Here is a 17,951-nt window from a genome sequence, read left to right as displayed (position 1 = left end):
GGTGATTCTCGTATCCGGGAAATGAAAGGCCGCAGATTATATAGGGTTTTAGCGGCCAGTGGGCCCGCATGGCGCGCCAGCCGCCGATACGTGCCGCGCCAGCCGGCCGGTCAGAACTGCAGGCGGTAGACTTCGCCACGCCCGGGGCTGGCGAAGCTCAGGCTGGCGGACCCGGGGTCCCAATCGAAGGGCGCTTCGGTATAGGGGTTGTTCAGCTCGGCCTGGGGCAGTTTCGCCGCCAGGGTCTCGACCGTGACGCCCTCGCTGCGCAGTTGTGCCAATAGCACCGCGCTGCGGCGCAGGCCTTCCAGGTCAGCGACGCGCACGCTGTAACTGTGGAAATCCCCCGGATTATCCACACCCAGCTGCAGGGTACCCGCAAGGTTGTAGCCTCGGCTCTGAATCAGCCGCCGTGACAACTGGTCCTGAGGCAGTTTTGCGATGGCATCTAGCCTGTCGACAAGCTTGGGATAAGGGAGCGCGGCATCCCGTTCGAACGAGCGGAGGAAGTGGGCGTAACGATTGCTGCTGGCTTGCTCCTGAAGCAAGGGCCTTAGCACCAGTCTCAAACCCCGGTCTGCGTATACGAGTCGAAGGCTGCTCTGGCCGAATGTCCATTCCCCGGCCGCGACGCGCGCCATTGAGCGCTCTTCTGGGCTAAGCGGCAGCTCCCAGTTCCCCGGCAAGGCCCACAACTGACGTTCAGCCGGCAGTTGCGCCAGGATCCGGTTGCCCCAGAAAAAATGCTGCTTGATGGCCGCGACCGCGATCACTTTGTTGATCAGGGTATCGGCGTCGGCCAGGGCTTGGCGCCAAAAACCAAGGTCGCGACTGAGTAGGGATTTTACTTCCTGGATCTCGCCATGGCTGCCCAGTTGCCAGGCCTGGGCCAGCAACAGCCGTTGGCCGTCCAGGATCTGCCCGTAGTCGGGCAGCGCGCGGCGGATATCCACAGGTAACGGGTCATGGACCCTGGGGTATCTGAGCAACCCCAGATAACGCTCCAGCAGCTGGCGCTCACTGGCCAGCCAATGTTCGATCAGATTGGGGTCGCTTAGCAGTCGCTCCGTACAGGCGGGTTCATTCGCTATGCAACTCTGCACAAACTGGTTAAGCCCGTTCGAACGCATGCTCCGGTAGTCGGGTATTTTCGGTTGTTCGGGCTCTTGCCAGGGCTGATCGAGCGGTTGCGCCAGGGCGTTTCGGGTCCAGTCGAGTCGGACACGGCCTTGCTCGACGGGGTCCATTCCCGCCGCGGCAGTAAAGCCCATCAGGTACATAAAGGCATTGTCTGCGTCGGCGGGGGGCTGGCGTTGCTGGTAACGCTGCGAGAGCTCAAGGGCCGCAGGGGAGGGCGGCTCGTCTCGCCAGTTGATCAGCACCAGGAGCAGATAGCCCAGGAGGACCAAGACCAGCAACAAGCCGAGCGACCAGCACAATCCGCGGCCCAACAGAGGTAACGCGCGCATGCGGTGTTCCTGGTAAGTCGAACGAGGTGCGCGAGCATACCCGCTGGCCCGGGTGCTGCAAGCCCCGTGTCGCCACTTCTGCCTTGAGGCCGGTTACCGGGCGGTGTTTGCCGGCAGCGCCGGGTAGTCCGCCAGCACCGCTTCGCCACCCTGGGCGTCGAGCCCGATCACCTGGTAGGCGTCGCGAAGGGCGCCGCGTTCCATGCCCGGCGAGCCGGTGGGCATGCCGGGTACGGCGGCGCCCAGCAGGTCCGGGCGCTGGCGCAACTTAAGGATATCGGCGGCCGGTACATGGCCTTCGATAAACTGACCATTGATGACGCCGGTGTGGCAGGAAGCCAAGCGCGGTGGCACGCCCAGGCGGCTCTTGACCGCGCTCATATTGCTTTCCACCCGGTCGGTGACGGTAAAACCGTTGTCTTCCAGGTGGTTGATCCAGGCCTTGCAGCAGCCGCAATTGGGGTCGCGAAAGACTTCGATGGCAATCGGCTCGGCGGCCTGGACCAGGCCGGCCAGCAGGCTGGTCAATAGAACGAGACGGCGCATGGGAAACCCTCGCTGGCAGAAGATCGCCAGCATAACGCCGGACAGGGATGTGCCCAAGTGCGGGGTGTTGCAGGGCGTTACCGATCAACCGGGTTTATATCGGCGGCCCGAGAGCAAACTGCACTATGCTGGCCAGCTGAATTGCCCCGTTGACTCGAAAAGGATCTGGCCATGCTGTTTGCGCGAATCTTTCTGGCGGTGCAGGCCCTGGCGCTGGTCGGCCTGGGCCTGGCCTATTTTATCCAGCCCGAGGAAATGGCCAATTTAAGCGGCATGCTGTTGATGGCCCCGGCGGCGATCACCGATGTGCGCGCCTACTACGGCGGGTTGCAGATTGGTCTGGGGGTGTTCCTGCTGTTGGCGATTAGCCGTGCCGACCTGACCCGCGCGGCCTTGACGCTGCTGGTGCTGGTCTATGCCGGCCTGGCGCTCGGGCGAATCGGCGGCCTCTGGCTGGACGGCACGACCCAGCAAAGTTTCAACCTCTATGCGCTGCTGATCGAATTGGTCTCGGCGGGTTTGGCGTTCTGGGCGCTGCGTGGGGTCAGTCGCGTCTAGCCGGGCTATCCAGGCAAAGTCTGCCGCTGGGCGACATGCCTGGTATGAACCGCGTGGTGCCTGCTGTGCCGCTAGTAGGCGTCGTCGGCGGCAGCCTGGCCTGACGTCCAGGCGAGCAAAAGCGTTTACATCAAGTCTGAGCGCCCAGTTGGCCAGGGTCACAACGACGCGTCATCGATCCCGACCAGGTGCCAGCAATTGGGTGTGGGTTCAAAGTGGTACTCAATGGAATAGTCGGTATCCGGCTGGTTAAACGCCACGGTCAGGCGAGCGGTGTTATCGCGGGTTATTTTTTGCTCGAACTGAGATGATTTTTTTGGAGCCTTCGGCGGATAATCCGGCTGTTTTCTGGCCTGCGCATCCGCGGCGCTGGTAATCAGGAGCTGGATTTTTCGGGGTTCGGGTTCAGCGTTTACATCGATATAGGAGTAGCTCAGCGGATAGTGCGTATGGTCCTTCTGGAATTGCTTGTCTTCCTTGAAGGTTGTCAGAAACCTTTCAAAGGTTGGGCCACAGACCGGGGCCGCCTGGACCGAAAATGACAGCATCAATAAGAGCGGAGCGACTATACGGAGCATCGTGAACCTCTGATTGTTAGCGCTTCTCACATAGGGGAGTAGTGTTCAGGCCGGCGCCTGTGCCGGGCTGCTATGCCAATCTTGTTTTTTGCTACATCCGAGCCAAGTCGCGCTCAGCTGCCAGGATCGTCTCGTGACCCGAGCTGGCCGATTCATCAAGGCTCCACTTTCCCTATCATGGAGGCGGAGTTGAGCGGGGGCAAAGTGAACCCGTGCAGTGGTATGTGGCAGCGGCCACCAACAAGTGCGTGTCCAGGCGTGATTAGCCTAGGGCCGCCAGGCTGACCTGTACCGCTTGCAGGTGTCGCTAGGCTGCCATAGTCGCTGTGGACTGTCATGGGTGTCTTTGCTACTTACAATGGGGGTGTCTTGTTTTGCCCCAGGCAGCTCGTAAGGACGGTGTTTATTTCAGCTTGAATGAAAACTGGTTGGAGGACCAGAGCAAGTAGGTAGGCTGGCCTTCCACTTCCTCGGTTCCCGCCACCAAGGAACCTTTGGGCAATGTCCACCCCATCAGTTTGTTACCAAAGCCATCTGAACCAAGATCTTCTTTCGTGTCAGCGCGCTTATAGTTTTGCATATGCTTGAACGCGTAATCCTGCACCTTTTCAAATGAACTGCTGGGGAACTCCACGCGCACGTGTGTGAGTGTGCCGTCCTGAAAGATAAACATGATATGAGTTGCCGGGATGCCGCCATAGGCGCTGTTTGTGTATATGTCGCACGTGAAGTCGTGGCGCTTCGATATTTTTTCTTCCGGCGTCAGGTTGCCATAACATTTGGGTGCGTGGCCCTTGGCTCTAAGCGCTGTGCTTACCTCGTCTATCGGCTGGTGGGTAAAGCTCTCAAAAGGTTCGTTGAACTCGGGCTGGCCGAGGCGTGCATACCAGGCTTCGACTCCATACGTGTAGCGTGACGGTAGTTGAGGGGCTATCAATACTCCGGCGATGATGGTCAGGGTAAAAAGCAATACTATTTTAAGTGATTTCATGTGTTCTACGAGATTAAGGCTGGCGCAGTTGTGTTTGCGGCCTGGCCCGCGTGGGGCTGGACAGGTTTGAAGTGTATCTCCAGAGCGGACCAGCGATCGATAGTAGGCTTGGCCGTGGCCGTGGCCGTGGCAGTCAGTACTTGTGCGCTGGTTCGCAGATAAACCCCAGGGCCTGCTGCAGGCGGCTGCGCCAGGGGCCAGGCCAGGGGCGATATATACAGCGGGATTAGGCCTGTGGACTTACCGCACGGCCGCGCCGAACCGGGTTTTGAAACCCCACCCTGCTAGAAACGGGCCGTCGGGGGCGTCAGAACGAACAACGATAAATCCCTTATCGCATCAAAATAGGGCCAGCCTGGCGTGGCCCGGCCCTGCGGGTTGCGCCAATAAGCGCCCCATGCCGCGTGGCGAAACTGGACAAGGGAATGACCCTTGCCTGCGTTTCGCGCCTGGCCTGGAACCCTTTTTCGTGGCAACGCGCCCCGCGATGATTAATGTTCACAGGTCCTAGCAGGCCGTTGAAAAACTACCTGCGTTGCCGATACGGCGTTAAAAACATCCGCGGAATGCTCATTTACAGCTTGTAAACTGCGCTTGCTCGGGTGTTTTTGTCAGGGGCGTCCAGTCTTGTCTCGCCCGCCACGCCTACGCTTTTCAACGGCATGCTAGCCCTTGCGCCGCTCCAGCAAGACCCCGCTTTCCATATGGTGGGTATAGGGGAACTGGTCGAACAGGGCGCAGCGGGTCACCTGGTGGGTGTCGTGCAACTGGGCGATATTGGCCGCCAGGGTTTCCGGGTTGCAGGAGATATACAGGATGCGCTCGAAGCGCCGGGTCAGCTCGCAGGTGTCCGGGTCCATGCCGGCGCGCGGCGGGTCGACGAACACGCTGCCGAAGTCGTAGCTTTTCAGGTCGATGCCCTGCAGGCGGCGGAACGGACGCACGTCGTTCAGGGCCTCGGTCAGCTCCTCGGCGGACAGCCGCACCAGGGTGACATTGTCCACGTCGTTGTCGGCCAGGTTGGCCAGGGCGGCGTTCACCGAGCTTTTGCTGATCTCGGTGGCCAGTACCTTGCGTACCCGGGTCGCCAGGGGCAGGGTGAAGTTGCCATTGCCACAGTAAAGCTCCAGCAGGTCATCCTGGCGTTCGCCCAGGGCCTCGTAGGCCCAATTGAGCATCTTCTGGTTGACCTCGCCATTGGGCTGGGTAAAGGCCCCTTCCGGTTGGCGATAACTGAAGGTACGGCCGGCCACCTGCAGGCGCTCGACCACATGGTCCTTGCCGATCACCAGGCGTTGGCCGCGCGAGCGGCCGATCAGGCTGACCTCCAGCGCGCTGGCCAGCTGCCGCGCGGCGGCCTGCCAGACGTCGTCCAGCGGCCGGTGGTAGCACAGGCTGATCAACGCATCGCCGTCCAGGGTGGTCAGGAACTCGACCTGGAACAGCTTGAAGGACAGCGCCTGGCTGGCTTCCCAGCCGGCCTTCAGGCGCGGCATCAGCTCATTGATACGCTGGCTGGCGATGGGGAAGTCTTCCAGCAGGATCGGCGTGTGTTTATCACCGGCCTCGAACATCGCATAAAAGCGCTGTTCCTGTTCACGCCACAGGCGGAATTCGGCCCGCAGGCGGTAGAACGCCCGCGGCGACTCGAAGACCTGGGGTTCGGGTGCGGCGAAGGGCGCCAGCAGCTCGACCAGACGGGTCTTTTTCTCGGCCAGCTGGGCCAGGTACTGGCTGGGGTCAACGTGCAGACGGCTCATGGAACACTCGGTGTCGGGTTGGGCCCGGCAGGCGCCGGGCGGTCACGGGTCAGGCAGTGGCGGGGCGCACCGGTTGGCACGCCCCGTCGGGTATCAGGCGTTGAACCAGCCCAGTTTGATCACAAAGAGGATGGCCAGTATCACCAGGGCCGGATTCAGCTCGCTCCAGCGGCCGGCCAGCGCCTTGATCGCCACCCAGGCGATAAAGCCAAAGGCGATACCGTTGGCAATGGAATAGGTCAAGGGCATGGCCAAGGCGGTGATCGTCACCGGGGCGGCGACGGTAATGTCCTCCCAGTCGATCTCGGCCAGCCCGGACAGCATCAGCACGGCGACGAACAGCAGCGCCGGGGCGGTGGCGAAGGCCGGTACGCTGCCAGCCAGCGGGGCGAAGAACAGCGCCAGCAGGAACAACAGGGCGACCACGCAGGCGGTCAGGCCGGTGCGTCCACCGGCGCTGACGCCGGCCGCCGACTCGATATAGCTGGTGGTGGTCGAGGTGCCCAGCAGCGAGCCGGCCATGGCCGCGGTGCTGTCGGCGATCAGGGCCCGGCCCATCTTCGGCATATGGCCGTCCTTGCCCATCAGCCCGGCTTTTTTCGCCACGCCGATCAGGGTGCCGGAGTTGTCGAACACGTCGACGAACAGGAAGGCGAAGATCACGCTGACCAGGCCGATGTCCAGGGCGCCACGGATATCCAGCTGCAGGAAGGTCGGCGCCAGCGACGGTGGCATCGACAGCACGCCACCGAACTGGCTGACGCCCAGGGCGATGGAGGCGAAGGTGATCACCAGGATGCCGATCAGCACCGCGCCGGTGACCTTGCGCGCTTCCAGGGCAACGATCAGGAAGAACCCGAGAATCGCCAGCAGCGCGCCGGGTTTGCTCAGGTCGCCCATGCCCACCAGGGTCGCCGGGTTGTCCACCACTATGCCGGCGCTCTGCAGGGCGATCAACGCCAGGAACAGGCCGATGCCGGCGGCGATCGCCGAACGCAGCGCCAGCGGGATGCTGTTGATGATCCATTCGCGGATGCGGAAGATCGACAGCAGAAAGAACATGCAGGCCGAAAGAAACACCGCGCCCAGTGCCACCTGCCAGCTGTGGCCCATATGCAGGACTACTGTATAGGTGAAGAAGGCGTTGAGTCCCATGCCCGGTGCCAGGGCGATCGGGTAGTTGGCGATCAGGCCCATGGTCGCCGAACCGATGGCGGCGGCCAGGCAGGTGGCGACGAACACCGCGCCCTTGTCCATGCCCGTTTCACCGAGGATGCTCGGGTTGACGAAGAGGATATAGGCCATGGTCAGGAAGGTGGTGAGGCCGGCAAGCACTTCGGTGCGCACCGTGGTGTTGTGTGCGCTCAGTTGGAACAGTCTTTCCAGCATGCTGGGCTCTCCCCTTGTTGGACGTCCGCCAGAAGCAAAGCACAGCCGCCCTGGGGGCGCTGTTTTTCTGCGGCTCCGGCAAAAGCCGCGCATCATACCAGCTCGTCCCCGGATGGTGGATTTATGACCCGATCGAGGCGCGCTGTCACCTCGCTCCAGGAGAAAACACTATGACCCCACGCGCCCTGATTCCCGTCGCCGACGGGGTGGAAGACCTGGAAACCGTCACCCTGATCGATGTGCTGCGGCGCGCCGAGGTCGAGGTGCTGGTGGCCAGCGTCGAGGAACGCCGCATGTTCACTTGCGCCCGCGGTACTCGCCTGACGGCAGATGCCATGCTGGTGGACGTGCTGGCCCAGGCCTTCGATTTGATCGTCCTGCCCGGCGGCATGCCCGGCGCCCAGCACCTGGCCGACCATCAACCCTTGGCCGAGCGGGTGCGCGAACAGGCCAGAGCCGGGGCCCTGTTCGCCGGCCTGTGCGCGGCCCCAGCGGTGGCGCTGCAGGCGTACGGCGTGCTGCGCCAGCGGCGCATGACCTGCTATCCGGCGCTGAGCGACCGGCTTAGCGGTTGCACCTTCGTCGACGAGGCCGTGGTGGTCGACGGCAACTGCATCACCGCCCAGGGGCCTGGCAGTGCGCTGGCCTTTGCCCTGACCCTGGTCGAGCGGCTGTGCGGCAAGGCGACCCGTAACCGGGTGGCCCAAGCCATGCTGGTCTAGCGCCTGGGGAGACTATGCGCCTTGGGTGCCCGCGACCTTCCGGGACGCGCCTTGAACATTAACCGGAGGGGGCAGTCGTAAATCTTGGATGCCGGTTGCAGGCCGGCGCAGACCCGTGCTGGTGCGCTTTCGGGGCGCCCCGGCGCCCCTGATTCCGAGGTTGTCATGAGCACGATTTCCCCCATGGACGGCGACAGCCGGCTGGCGTTGCATCCGCTGAACCTGAGTATCAACGGCCAGCCGTATCAGTTGCAGGTGCAGCCCTGGACCACGCTGCTCGACCTGCTGCGCGAGCAGTTGGGCCTGACCGGCAGCAAGAAGGGCTGCGATCACGGCCAGTGTGGCGCCTGTACCGTATTGCTCGACGGGCGTCGCATCAACGCCTGCCTGAGCCTGGCGGTGATGGCCGAGGGTGCCGAGCTGCTGACCATTGAGGGCCTGGCCCAGGGCGAAGAGCTGCATCCGCTGCAGGCGGCCTTTATCCGTCACGACGCTTTCCAGTGCGGCTACTGCACCCCCGGGCAGATTTGCTCGGCCCTGGGCCTGGCCCATGAAGGCCGCGCCCAGGGCCATGAGCAGGTGCGCGAAGCCATGAGTGGCAACCTGTGCCGCTGCGGCGCCTACGGCAATATCCTCGCGGCCATCGAGGAGGCCTTGCCCGCCTGCCGTGCCCAGGGAGGCGAGCAGCCATGAGTCCCTTCACCTACAGCAAACCCCAGGGCATCGATGAGGCCCTGGGCCTGGCCGGACCGACCGCGCGTTTTATCGCCGGTGGTACCAACCTGCTGGACCTGATGAAGGAAAACCTCAGCCGCCCCGAGCGCCTGATCGATATCAACGGTCTGCCCTTGCGCGGGGTCGAGCCCCTGGCCGATGGCGGCCTGCGCATCGGTGCCCTGGTCAGCAATGCCGACCTGGCCTGGCATCCGGCGATCGAGCAAGGCTACCCGCTGGTGGCCCAGGCGATCCTGGCCGGGGCCTCGCCGCAGTTGCGCAATATGGCGACCACCGGCGGCAACCTGCTGCAGCGCACCCGTTGTTACTATTTCTATGACGCGACGGTGCCCTGTAATAAACGCGAACCCGGTTCCGGTTGCCCGGCCCGGCAGGGGCGCAATCGTATTCATGCAATTCTCGGGGCCAGCCCACACTGCGTCGCCACGCACCCCTCGGACCTGTGCGTGGCCCTGGCCGCGCTGGCCGCGCGGGTGCGGGTGATCGGCCCCGCGGGCGAGCGCGTCATCCCCTTCGCCGACTTCCATCGGCTGCCGGGCGACACCCCGGAGCGCGATCATTGCCTGGCAACGAATGAGCTGATTGTCGCGGTCGAGTTGCCCGCCGACGGCTTCGCCGCCCACTCGGCCTATCTGAAGGTGCGTGATCGCGCCTCCTACGCCTTTGCCCTGGTCTCGGTCGCCGCGGCCCTGGAACTCGAGGATGGCCAGATCCGCCGCGCGCGCCTGGCTCTGGGCGGAGTGGCGCACAAACCCTGGCGCGATACCGGGGTCGAGGCGGCGCTTATCGGTCTACCCGCCAATACCACGACCTTCCAGGGCGCCGCCGAAGCGTTGCTGGAGGATGCCCAGCCGCTGGCCGACAACGGCTTCAAGATCGAGCTGGCCCGCCGTGCCATCGTCCGCGCGTTGAGCCAGGCCGCCGCGGGGGGAGTACGTCCATGAACGCCTCGCCGCTGGGTATGCCGCTGGATCGGGTCGAGGGTCCGCTCAAGGTCACAGGAGGGGCGCGTTACGCCGGCGAATTCGCGGTGCCCGGGTTGTTGCACGGCGTGGTGGTCAACAGCGCCATTGCCTGCGGCCGCATCCTGCGGATCGACGCCGAGGCGGCGTTGCGGGTGGCCGGGGTCGAGCAGGTACTGACCCATCTGAACCGGCCACGCCTGGCGGAGGATGACGACGCCTACGAGGATGCCGATGCCGCCGAGGGCTCACCCTTCCGGCCGCTGTACAACGCACGCATCTTCTACAGCGGCCAGCCGCTGGCGCTGGTCGTCGCCGATACCCTGGAGCGCGCGCGCTACGCCGCCTCCCTGGTCCAAATCGAGTACGAGCAGGACGCCCACCAGACCGACCTGCTGACCCAGCTCGACGACGCACACCCGGCGCCCGCCGAGTTGCCCGAGCCGCGGGGCGACTGGGAACATGCCCTGGCCGGCGCCACGTTGCGGATCGAGGCCGAGTACAGCTCGCCGGTGGAGTACCACAACCCCCTGGAACCCCATGCCTCGACGGTGCTGGTGCAGGCCGATGGCACCCTGCTGGTGCATGACAAGACCCAGGGCACGCAGAACAGCCAGGCCTATATCGAGCAGGTGTTCGGCCTGGAACCCGGCCGGGTTCGGGTGCTCGCCGCCTTTGTCGGCGGCGCCTTCGGCTCCGGCTTGCGGCCGCAGTACCAGCTCCCCCTGGCGGTGATGGCGGCGCTGGCGCTGAACCGCTCGGTGCGGGTGTGCCTGACCCGCCAGCAGATGTTCACCTTCGGCTACCGGCCGCGCACGCTGCAGCGACTGTGTCTGGGCGCTTCGGCCAACGGTACGCTGCAGGCGCTGACCCATTCGGCGATCGCTCAGACCTCGCGCTTCGAGGACTTCAGCGAACAGGTGGTCCAGTGGTCGGGCATGCTTTACCACTGTGACAACCTCGAGCTGTCCTACCGGCTGGCGCCGCTGGATGTCTTCACCCCGCTGGACATGCGCGCCCCCGGCGCGGCCCTGGGGCTTTTTGCCCTGGAGTGCGCCATGGATGAGCTGGCCTATGCGGCTGCCATCGATCCCTTGCAGTTGCGCCTGAATAACTACGCCGAGCGCAACCAGAACGAGGACAAGCCCTATTCCAGCAAGGCGCTGCGGGCCTGCTACCAGCAGGGTGCCGAGCGCTTCGGCTGGGCCGCCCGGCCCCTGGCGCCGCGCAGCCGACGTGAGGGCCAGCAGTGGATCGGTTGGGGCATGGCCACCGGCGTTTGGGAGGCCATGCAGCAGAAGGCCAGCGCCAAGGCACGGCTGGATGGCAGCGGCAAGTTGACCGTCAGCAGCGCCACCACCGATATCGGCACCGGCACCTACACCGTGATGACCCAGATCGCCGCCGCGACCCTGGGTCTGGCCGTGGAGGACGTGACCTTTGTGCTGGGCGATTCGAGCCTGCCCAAGGCGCCGCTGCAGGGCGGCTCCTTTACCGTGTCCTCGGTGGGCAGCGCGGTGCAACAGGCCTGCGAAGCCTTGGGCCAGCGCCTGCTGGTGATCGCCCAGAGCCTGCCGGATTCCGGCCTGGCCGGCGTGCGGCCGGAACAGGTGAGTTTTGGCGACGGACAGTTGCGCCTCGAGGGCAGTGACCGGGCCCTGTCGCTGGCCGCGATCGTCCGCGCCAGCGGCCTGCACAGCCTGGAAGTGCAGGTCGAGGCGCAGCCGGACACGCGGCGCGAGGCCTATAGCACCGCCACCCATTCGGCGGTCTTCGTCGAAGTCCAGGTCGATAAAAGCCTGGGCACGGTGCGGGTCACCCGGGTGGTCAGCGCCATCGCCGCGGGGCGGGTGGTCAATCCGAAAATGGCCCGCAGCCAGATCCTCGGCGGGGTGGTCTGGGGCATCGGCATGGCCCTGCACGAAGAAGCCCTGACCGACCACGGGCTGGGCCGCTGCATCAACCACAGTCTGGCCGAATACCATATCCCGGTGCAGGCCGATATCGGCGAGGTGGAGGTGATCTTCGTCGAGGAGGACGACCCGATCGTCAATGCCCTGGGCTCCAAGGGCGTCGGCGAAATCGGCATGGTCGGGGTGGCCGCCGCGGTGGCCAACGCCGTCTATCACGCCACCGGCAAACGCATTCGCGAATTGCCGATCACCCTCGACAAGTTGCTTTGAGAGCGACCCGGGCCACCGCGCGCCGTCTGCGGGCGACGCGCGGTAGCTGATCCCGCGATGCGGGCCGGTATCGGCCGAGATTGCCGACAACCTGAACGTCCCGGTTTACCGGCTGACGGTGGCGCGATTTAATAGCCGCCCCGCACATGGAGCCGGTTCGCGCCTTTCATGTTGCCCCTTGTCCTTGGAGTTTCGGTCAGCATGATAGTCGGCATAGATCTGGGCACCACCAACAGCTTGGTGGCGGTCTGGCACGAGGGCGCGCCCCAGCTGGTCGCCAATGCGCTGGGTGAGTTGCTCACCCCGAGTGTGGTCGGCCTGGATGACCAGGGCCAGATCCTGGTTGGCCAGGTGGCCTACGAGCGGCTGCAAACCCACCCGCAGCTGACCACCGCACTGTTCAAGCGGCATATGGGCAGCGGGCATGAGATCCGCCTGGGCGGCCGGGTGTTTCGTCCTGAAGAACTGTCGGCGTTGGTGCTCAGAAGCCTCAAGGCGGACGTCGAGCGGGTCTACGGGCTGCCGGTTACCCAGGCGGTGATCAGCGTGCCGGCCTATTTCAGCGACGCCCAGCGCAAGGCCACGCGCATCGCCGGCGAGCTGGCGGGGTTGCAGGTCGACACCCTGATCAACGAGCCCACGGCGGCGGCGCTGGCCTATGGCGTGCACCAGAGGGAGGAAACCACCTTTCTGGTGTTCGACCTGGGCGGCGGTACCTTCGACGTGTCGATCCTCGAACTGTTCGACGGGGTGATGGAGGTGCGCGCCAGCGCCGGCGACAATTTCCTCGGTGGCGAGGATTTCGACGATGCCCTGGTGCACTGGTTCTGTGCTCGCCTGCGCAGTCGGGACAAGGCCCCCGACCTGGACGCAGCGCCGGTGCAGCAGCGCTTGCGCCGCGAGGCGCGGCGTGTGCGGCATGCCCTTGGCCAGCAGGCCCAGGTCGAGTTCAGCCTGGCCCTGGGCGATGAAGTCTGGAGCGAGACACTCAGCCAGCCGCAGCTGCAAGAGGTGGTCACGCCCTTGCTGGATCGCTTGCGCGCGCCGCTTGAGCGGGCGTTGCGCGATGCCCGGATCAATGCCCCGGATCTGGATGAGGTGCTGCTGGTTGGCGGCACCACCCGCATGCCATTGGTGCGCAAGCTGGTAACCGGTCTGTTCGGTCGTTTCCCCTCGCTGCATTTGAACCCCGACGAGGTCATCGCCCAGGGTGCGGCCATCCAGGCCGCGCTCAAGGCCCGGGATGCGGCCCTGGAGGAGGTGGTGCTGACCGATGTCTGCCCCTATAGCCTGGGGGTGGAAACCACCAAACAATTGGGCGCGCAGTTCGACGGCGGTCATTTCCTGCCGATTATCGAGCGCAACTCGGTGGTGCCGGTTAGCCGCATGCATGGGTTGCAAACCTTGCACGATCAGCAAAAGCAGGTGCTGCTGAAGATCTACCAGGGCGAGAGCCGGCTGGTGAAGAACAATATTTTTCTTGGCGAACTGGATATCCCGGTGCCGCCGCGCAAGGCCGGCGAGGTGAGCCTGGAGGTGCGCTTCACCTACGACATCAACGGCCTGCTGGAAGCGCTGGTGCATATCCCGATGACCGGGCAGCACCATCGCCTGGTGATCGAGAACACCCCCGGGGTGTTGAGTCCGGCGGAAATCGATCAACGCTTGAAAGCCCTCGACGCGCTGAAGATTCATCCGCGCGATCAGCAGGTCAACAGCCTGCTGATGGCGCGCCTGGAGCGCCTGTATCAGGAATGCCTGGGCGAGCAGCGCCAGTATGTTGGGCAACTGGCCGAGCAGTTCCAGCAGGTGTTGGATGGCCAGGACGAGCGGCTGATCCGCGACGCCCGGCGGGTGGTGAGCGAGCGTATGGAAGCGTTGGAACGTGATTTTTAAGGGGGTTGGGCGATGAGCCACTGGACGACGGTGCTGGGGCTCGGCGAGGCGGCGGATGAGCGCAGCATCAAGCGCAGCTACGCGAAGTTGCTGAAAGTTCACCGCCCTGACGAAGACCCTCAGGGATTCCAGCGCCTGCGCGAGGCCTATGAGGCCGCCTTGGCATTCGCCGCGCGGCGGCTGGCGCTGGCGCCGAAACAGCTGGTCATCGAGTCTCACTCCGCGCCAGAGTCCGTCTCGCGGGCAATGCCGGCGCCTGCCGATCAAGGCCAGCTCGAGACCGATGCGCAGCCTTTGGCATTAACCCCTGCGCGTGAGGCACTGAGGCGGCAGCCGCCGAACGGCGAGGCCCCGCTCGAACCCGTCGAGCGTCTCAGGCCAGCGCCTGTCGAGCGAGCCGCCGCGGCGGTCGAGGAGGAGTTCCGCGCCCTACTCCAAGTGTTGACGCCGGCCTCTCTGGAAGCGGCTCATGCCGCGGCCCAGGCGCAGGGCCAGCTGGCGGCCTTCGAGGCCTGTTTGCTCGAGCGCTGCATCGCTGCCGAGGAAGAAGGTCTGGGGCCAACGCGCTGGGCCATGGTTCGGCTCAAGTGGCTGACACCCTGGCAATCGGCGGCGCTGCCGACCGAAGAGATGGACATCCTGGTAGGACGTTTGCTCTGGCAGGAATTGCACGCCTTGCACGGGTTGCTGGTGGCAGGCAACGAGCCCGCTTTTCTGCAGCAGCTTGCCGTGCTCCATCAGCAGCCCTGGCTGCAACCCTTTGATCGGCGGGCCTATTTCCATCGGCAATTGGTCGATATGTTATTGGCGGTGAGCCAATGGACGCAGCCTTTTTTCCAGGCGGTCTGCACCCGTTGCGGCTGGGATGACCTGTGTGCCCGGCAGGCGGGCTGGATGGCCGAGTGGGAGCAGTTGCTGCGCCGTGGTCAACTGGAGGAACTGGAGCAAGGCCTGCGAGCGGAGCTGGCTGTGCGCAAGCCCAAGAAGCCTGAAACGCGGGCGGCCTGGTTGCTGTTCAAACCCATGAGCGATGGTCGGCGCAGGCGCTTCGTGGACCCATTTACCGCTCAGGATTGGCAGGCGTGCGAGGTGTTGGCCGATCACCTCAGCCACGGGGCACCCGAGCTGGTGCAGCGCTTGGCGCCAGGCGGCCTGTTTGACTGGCGTCCCTGGCAGGCGGTACCGAATTGGCACCGCAGCGAGCTCTACCTCGGGCTGTTGATGATCCTCCCGTGCTGGCTGGCCTTTTCCCATATCCTGGTCGGTTACGACCCTACCTTGCTGATGTTCAGCCTGGTCGGTGCTCTGATCAGCGCTGTTCTGGCGGCAATCACTTTCTACACCATGTACTACATGTGGAAACCTTTTGCCCATGGGTTGGCCTGGGCCGATGTCGCGCTCAGTTCGCTTGTGCTGCCCGGTGACTGGGTTCGTCGGGGCCTGGGCTTTCTGTTGCTGCGCCATGGCGTTCCCTGTGTGTTCATTACCGGGACGGCGGCGTTGGTAGGGGGAATGAACGGGCCGACTAGCGCCGCGGCAATGGCTGTACTGTTCAGTGTCCTGACCCTGGCCTCTGCAAATCTCGTCCTGAAGCTAGGTACTCCGCGGGCAGCCCTGCAGTACATGTTCAAGCGCTTCGCCAGGCCTTTGCGGCTGCGCAAATGAGCGCCGTAGGGCCGGAAACTGACCCAATGCCCAGTGACTGCCTGGCATTTCAAGACGAATGGGGGCTACTTGATCAACCTGAATCAGGCCGTTAAGGAACAGATATGAGTTGCTGGGCGATTCTCGGCTTGCGCAGCGATGCGGACGAGCGCGCGATCAAGCGCAGTTATGCCGCCTTGCTCAAGGTGCATCGCCCCGATCAGGACCCGCAGGCCTTTCAGCGGTTGCGGGGCGCCTATGAGCAGGCGCTGTCGTTAGCCCACCGCCGCGCAGAAACGCAGGCTTATGAGGCTGAGCTGGACGGTACAGTGCAGGCGACTGTGCCTGCCAGCGAGTTGGCTGCGGGGGACCCGCCCGCGCTGCTCGAAGCGGCTGACGCTGAACTCGCAGGGATGCTGGCCGGCCTGTTCGATCTGACGCCGGCCGCGCTGGATGCCGTGGCCTGCCGGGCCAAGGCCGATGACCGACTGGCGATGTTCGAGCGCTGCCTGCTGGAACGCTGCCTGAACGACAACGAGCAGGGATACCTGGCCGCACAGTGGGCACTGCAGCACTTGGGCTGGCTGACGCCCTGGCAAGAGTCCTCGCTACCCTCGAGGCAGCTGGAGCTGCTGGACCATCGCCTACTCGCCACGGAACTCCATGGTCTGCATGGGCTGCTGGTGGACGGCAACGAACAGCACTTTGTGGCGCTGGTCGCGCAATTGCATGGGCAGGATTGGTTGCAATCGTTCGAACGGCGCAGCTATTTCAATCGGCAGCTGGTGGAGATTCTGCTGGCCGTGGAGCAGTGGTCCCCTGAGTTGCTCCTGACGCTGTGCGCCCGCTGCGGGTGGGACGAAGTGGCGGCGACCCAGGGCGACTGGCTGTCCGAATGGGAGCAGCTGCTGCAGCGTGGTGAGCAGGACGAGCTGGAGCAGCGGGTGCGCGAGCGTATCGACCGACCCCTCGCGGACAGCGGTCAGGCGCGGGCGGCCTGGCTGATGTTCAAGCCGCTGAGCGATGCTCGGCGCAGGCGCCTGGTCGATGGTTTCTCGGAAAAGGACTGGCAAGCCTGCGACTTGCTGGAGCAGACGCTACAGGCTGCGCCATTGGCGCTGCAACGCCTGGCCCCTGATGGACCCCATGACTGGCGGCAATGGCGCCTTGCCAGTGAGTGGCCAGGCGCGTTTTTTTACCTGTGGTTACTGCTGCTGTTGCCCTGTGCAGTGGGGGCTGGCGATGCCCTGGATCGATCCGATGCCTCCTGGTTGGGAGCCGGCTTCTGCGCAATTGCCCTGGCGCTGGGGTTGGCCACTTCGCTGTCGGGGCTTTACGGACTGTGGCGTTGCTTGGACCCCTGGTTAACCGAGCCAGACCTGGCCATCAGCAGCAGGTTACTGCCCGCCACCTGGGTGCGCAGTGGCCGTGGTCTGCTGCTGTTGCGTCATGGATTGCCCGCGGCAGCACTGACAGTGCTGACGGCGACGGCGGTGTGGGAAGCAACCGCAAGTGTCTATTACGCGCTGGCCTGTGGCCTGATCGGGCCGATGGCCTTGGCTTATGCCGGTGTTATCCCCCGGCCAGGCCATCCGCTGCAGCTCCCCGCGACGGTGCTGGTGGTTTTCAGCAGTGGGCTGGAACGGACCTATCAGCGGGGCAAGGGCGCTTGGTGTCGTGTCATGACCTGGAAAAAGATGCTGGTAGTCGGGCTAATCCTGTTTGTGGCTGGAGTGTTGGCCGCGCTCGACCCGAATTTCAGCCAAGGAGTGGCTGGGACCTGCACCTGGACCTTGCACTACAAGGATGAGTGCCGGATGCCGGCACAGGATTAAGGGCTTGCTGGCGGTTTGCCGTAAAGCCGGCCCAGGTGGCTGTCGCGGCCGGCGAGAAATGCCCGCAGTCGCTGCGGGTAATCGGCGGGGGCCGCGGCGCGCACCGAGGGCCGCTCGGCCAGGGCTGTGCGCCAGGCGGCCAGCCGTGGGAGGCCCCGCAACAGCCTGGCCTCGGGTAACGCGTCGAGCACCTGCCAATAGCGAAACACCGGGGCGAATACCACGTCCACCAGGGAAAACGCCACGCCGTTGAAAAACGGCCCGCCGCTCAACTGGTCCTCGAGTCGCGCGAAGCGTGTGCGCAGGGCGTCAGCGCGCTGCGCGAACGCCGCGGCGTCGAGCGCGTTATAAAACTGCGCCAGCTCGCTCAACAGGTTCGAGGCGAACTCCATCCAGGCCCGGTGCTGGGCGCGCAGAAACGGGTCCGCGGGGTGCAGGCGCGAGCCGAAGCTGTCATCCAGGTATTCGACGATCGCCGCCGACTCGAACAGTACCCCCGACGGCGTGCGCAGCAGCGGTACCTTGGCCAGCGGCGAGAGCGCCAGAAACCAGTCGGGTTTGTCGGCCAGGTCGATATAACGGCGTACGTACGCCAGGCCCTTTTCCTGCAACACGATGGCCACGCGTTGCACATAGGGGCACAGCGGATGGCTGATCAATTCGAGGTCGTGCATGACAGGCTC

General features: G+C 64.5%; 15 protein-coding genes. 8 read left to right on the top strand and 7 right to left on the bottom strand.

Annotation, left to right across the window (positions count from 1 at the left end; genetic code table 11):
- Positions 1-110: 110 nt before the first annotated feature.
- On the bottom strand, positions 111-1,469 hold the full coding sequence (locus tag ABWY06_RS11545; RefSeq protein WP_353925710.1) for a hypothetical protein: 1,359 nt from the start codon (positions 1,467-1,469) through the stop codon (positions 111-113).
- A gap of 93 nt (positions 1,470-1,562) precedes the next feature.
- Positions 1,563-2,015: a DUF411 domain-containing protein gene (locus tag ABWY06_RS11540; RefSeq protein WP_353925709.1), complete on the bottom strand. Its 453-nt coding sequence runs from the start codon at positions 2,013-2,015 to the stop codon at positions 1,563-1,565.
- A 171-nt stretch (positions 2,016-2,186) separates the two neighbouring features.
- Here ABWY06_RS11540 and ABWY06_RS11535 point away from each other — a divergent pair, with 171 nt between their 5' ends.
- Positions 2,187-2,573 (top strand): DUF4345 domain-containing protein, encoded by a 387-nt coding sequence (locus ABWY06_RS11535; protein WP_353925708.1) that lies wholly within the window; start codon positions 2,187-2,189, stop codon positions 2,571-2,573.
- A 158-nt stretch (positions 2,574-2,731) separates the two neighbouring features.
- Here the strand turns inward: ABWY06_RS11535 and ABWY06_RS11530 are convergent, their stop codons facing one another.
- The 4 genes from ABWY06_RS11530 to ABWY06_RS11515 all read right to left on the bottom strand — a co-directional run bounded on the left by ABWY06_RS11530 (position 2,732) and on the right by ABWY06_RS11515 (position 7,291).
- Positions 2,732-3,151 carry a hypothetical protein gene (locus ABWY06_RS11530; RefSeq protein WP_353925707.1) on the bottom strand — a complete coding sequence of 140 codons (420 nt, stop codon included), beginning with the start codon at positions 3,149-3,151 and terminating at the stop codon, positions 2,732-2,734.
- Positions 3,152-3,554: 403 nt separating this feature from the next.
- The gene (locus ABWY06_RS11525) at positions 3,555-4,142 is read right to left on the bottom strand and encodes a hypothetical protein (protein ID WP_353925706.1); all 588 of its coding nucleotides are present in this window, start codon (positions 4,140-4,142) and stop codon (positions 3,555-3,557) included.
- Positions 4,143-4,807: 665 nt separating this feature from the next.
- Positions 4,808-5,902 carry a tRNA (uridine(54)-C5)-methyltransferase TrmA gene (trmA, locus tag ABWY06_RS11520; RefSeq protein WP_353925705.1) on the bottom strand — a complete coding sequence of 365 codons (1,095 nt, stop codon included), beginning with the start codon at positions 5,900-5,902 and terminating at the stop codon, positions 4,808-4,810.
- Positions 5,903-5,995: 93 nt separating this feature from the next.
- Positions 5,996-7,291 carry an NCS2 family permease gene (locus tag ABWY06_RS11515; RefSeq protein WP_353925704.1) on the bottom strand — a complete coding sequence of 432 codons (1,296 nt, stop codon included), beginning with the start codon at positions 7,289-7,291 and terminating at the stop codon, positions 5,996-5,998.
- A 170-nt stretch (positions 7,292-7,461) separates the two neighbouring features.
- Between ABWY06_RS11515 and ABWY06_RS11510 the strand changes: the two genes are divergently transcribed.
- The 7 genes from ABWY06_RS11510 (at position 7,462) to ABWY06_RS11480 (ending at position 17,268) form a co-directional block, all read left to right on the top strand.
- Positions 7,462-8,013: a DJ-1 family glyoxalase III gene (locus ABWY06_RS11510; RefSeq protein WP_353925703.1), complete on the top strand. Its 552-nt coding sequence runs from the start codon at positions 7,462-7,464 to the stop codon at positions 8,011-8,013.
- A gap of 183 nt (positions 8,014-8,196) precedes the next feature.
- Complete coding sequence (locus tag ABWY06_RS11505) at positions 8,197-8,706, top strand: (2Fe-2S)-binding protein (RefSeq protein ID WP_502948191.1); 510 nt, start codon at positions 8,197-8,199, stop codon at positions 8,704-8,706.
- Complete coding sequence (locus tag ABWY06_RS11500) at positions 8,703-9,692, top strand: FAD binding domain-containing protein (RefSeq protein ID WP_353925701.1); 990 nt, start codon at positions 8,703-8,705, stop codon at positions 9,690-9,692. The genes ABWY06_RS11505 and ABWY06_RS11500 overlap by 4 nt, the downstream gene beginning before the upstream one ends.
- Entirely contained in the window at positions 9,689-11,893 is a 2,205-nt protein-coding gene (locus ABWY06_RS11495; RefSeq protein ID WP_353925700.1) for a xanthine dehydrogenase family protein molybdopterin-binding subunit, read from the top strand. The genes ABWY06_RS11500 and ABWY06_RS11495 overlap by 4 nt, the downstream gene beginning before the upstream one ends.
- A gap of 201 nt (positions 11,894-12,094) precedes the next feature.
- Positions 12,095-13,789: an Hsp70 family protein gene (locus ABWY06_RS11490; RefSeq protein WP_353925699.1), complete on the top strand. Its 1,695-nt coding sequence runs from the start codon at positions 12,095-12,097 to the stop codon at positions 13,787-13,789.
- A gap of 12 nt (positions 13,790-13,801) precedes the next feature.
- Entirely contained in the window at positions 13,802-15,454 is a 1,653-nt protein-coding gene (locus ABWY06_RS11485) for a J domain-containing protein (protein ID WP_353925698.1), read from the top strand.
- A gap of 104 nt (positions 15,455-15,558) precedes the next feature.
- Entirely contained in the window at positions 15,559-17,268 is a 1,710-nt protein-coding gene (locus ABWY06_RS11480; RefSeq protein WP_353925697.1) for a J domain-containing protein, read from the top strand.
- On the opposite strand, the gene ABWY06_RS11475 is transcribed toward ABWY06_RS11480, so the two are convergent.
- Complete coding sequence (locus ABWY06_RS11475) at positions 17,265-17,942, bottom strand: glutathione S-transferase family protein (RefSeq protein ID WP_353925696.1); 678 nt, start codon at positions 17,940-17,942, stop codon at positions 17,265-17,267. The genes ABWY06_RS11480 and ABWY06_RS11475 overlap by 4 nt on opposite strands.
- Positions 17,943-17,951 lie beyond the last annotated feature (9 nt).

It is taken from the genome of Pseudomonas sp., assembly GCF_040514055.1.
In the GTDB taxonomy this organism is placed as follows: Bacteria; Pseudomonadota; Gammaproteobacteria; order Pseudomonadales; family Pseudomonadaceae; genus Aquipseudomonas.
Note: the sequence above shows the minus strand (reverse complement) of the source record. Positions and strands in the feature narration are given on the sequence as shown.

Coding starts and splice junctions, on each gene's coding strand:
- ABWY06_RS11545 (WP_353925710.1), bottom strand. CDS start 1,469: ATGCGCGCGTTACCTCTGTTGGGCCGCGGATTGTGCTGGTCGCTCGGC.
- ABWY06_RS11495 (WP_353925700.1), top strand. CDS start 9,689: ATGAACGCCTCGCCGCTGGGTATGCCGCTGGATCGGGTCGAGGGTCCG.
- ABWY06_RS11525 (WP_353925706.1), bottom strand. CDS start 4,142: ATGAAATCACTTAAAATAGTATTGCTTTTTACCCTGACCATCATCGCC.
- ABWY06_RS11515 (WP_353925704.1), bottom strand. CDS start 7,291: ATGCTGGAAAGACTGTTCCAACTGAGCGCACACAACACCACGGTGCGC.
- ABWY06_RS11490 (WP_353925699.1), top strand. CDS start 12,095: ATGATAGTCGGCATAGATCTGGGCACCACCAACAGCTTGGTGGCGGTC.
- ABWY06_RS11480 (WP_353925697.1), top strand. CDS start 15,559: ATGAGTTGCTGGGCGATTCTCGGCTTGCGCAGCGATGCGGACGAGCGC.
- ABWY06_RS11530 (WP_353925707.1), bottom strand. CDS start 3,151: ATGCTCCGTATAGTCGCTCCGCTCTTATTGATGCTGTCATTTTCGGTC.
- ABWY06_RS11505 (WP_502948191.1), top strand. CDS start 8,197: ATGGACGGCGACAGCCGGCTGGCGTTGCATCCGCTGAACCTGAGTATC.
- ABWY06_RS11535 (WP_353925708.1), top strand. CDS start 2,187: ATGCTGTTTGCGCGAATCTTTCTGGCGGTGCAGGCCCTGGCGCTGGTC.
- ABWY06_RS11540 (WP_353925709.1), bottom strand. CDS start 2,015: ATGCGCCGTCTCGTTCTATTGACCAGCCTGCTGGCCGGCCTGGTCCAG.
- trmA (WP_353925705.1), bottom strand. CDS start 5,902: ATGAGCCGTCTGCACGTTGACCCCAGCCAGTACCTGGCCCAGCTGGCC.
- ABWY06_RS11500 (WP_353925701.1), top strand. CDS start 8,703: ATGAGTCCCTTCACCTACAGCAAACCCCAGGGCATCGATGAGGCCCTG.
- ABWY06_RS11485 (WP_353925698.1), top strand. CDS start 13,802: ATGAGCCACTGGACGACGGTGCTGGGGCTCGGCGAGGCGGCGGATGAG.
- ABWY06_RS11475 (WP_353925696.1), bottom strand. CDS start 17,942: ATGCACGACCTCGAATTGATCAGCCATCCGCTGTGCCCCTATGTGCAA.
- ABWY06_RS11510 (WP_353925703.1), top strand. CDS start 7,462: ATGACCCCACGCGCCCTGATTCCCGTCGCCGACGGGGTGGAAGACCTG.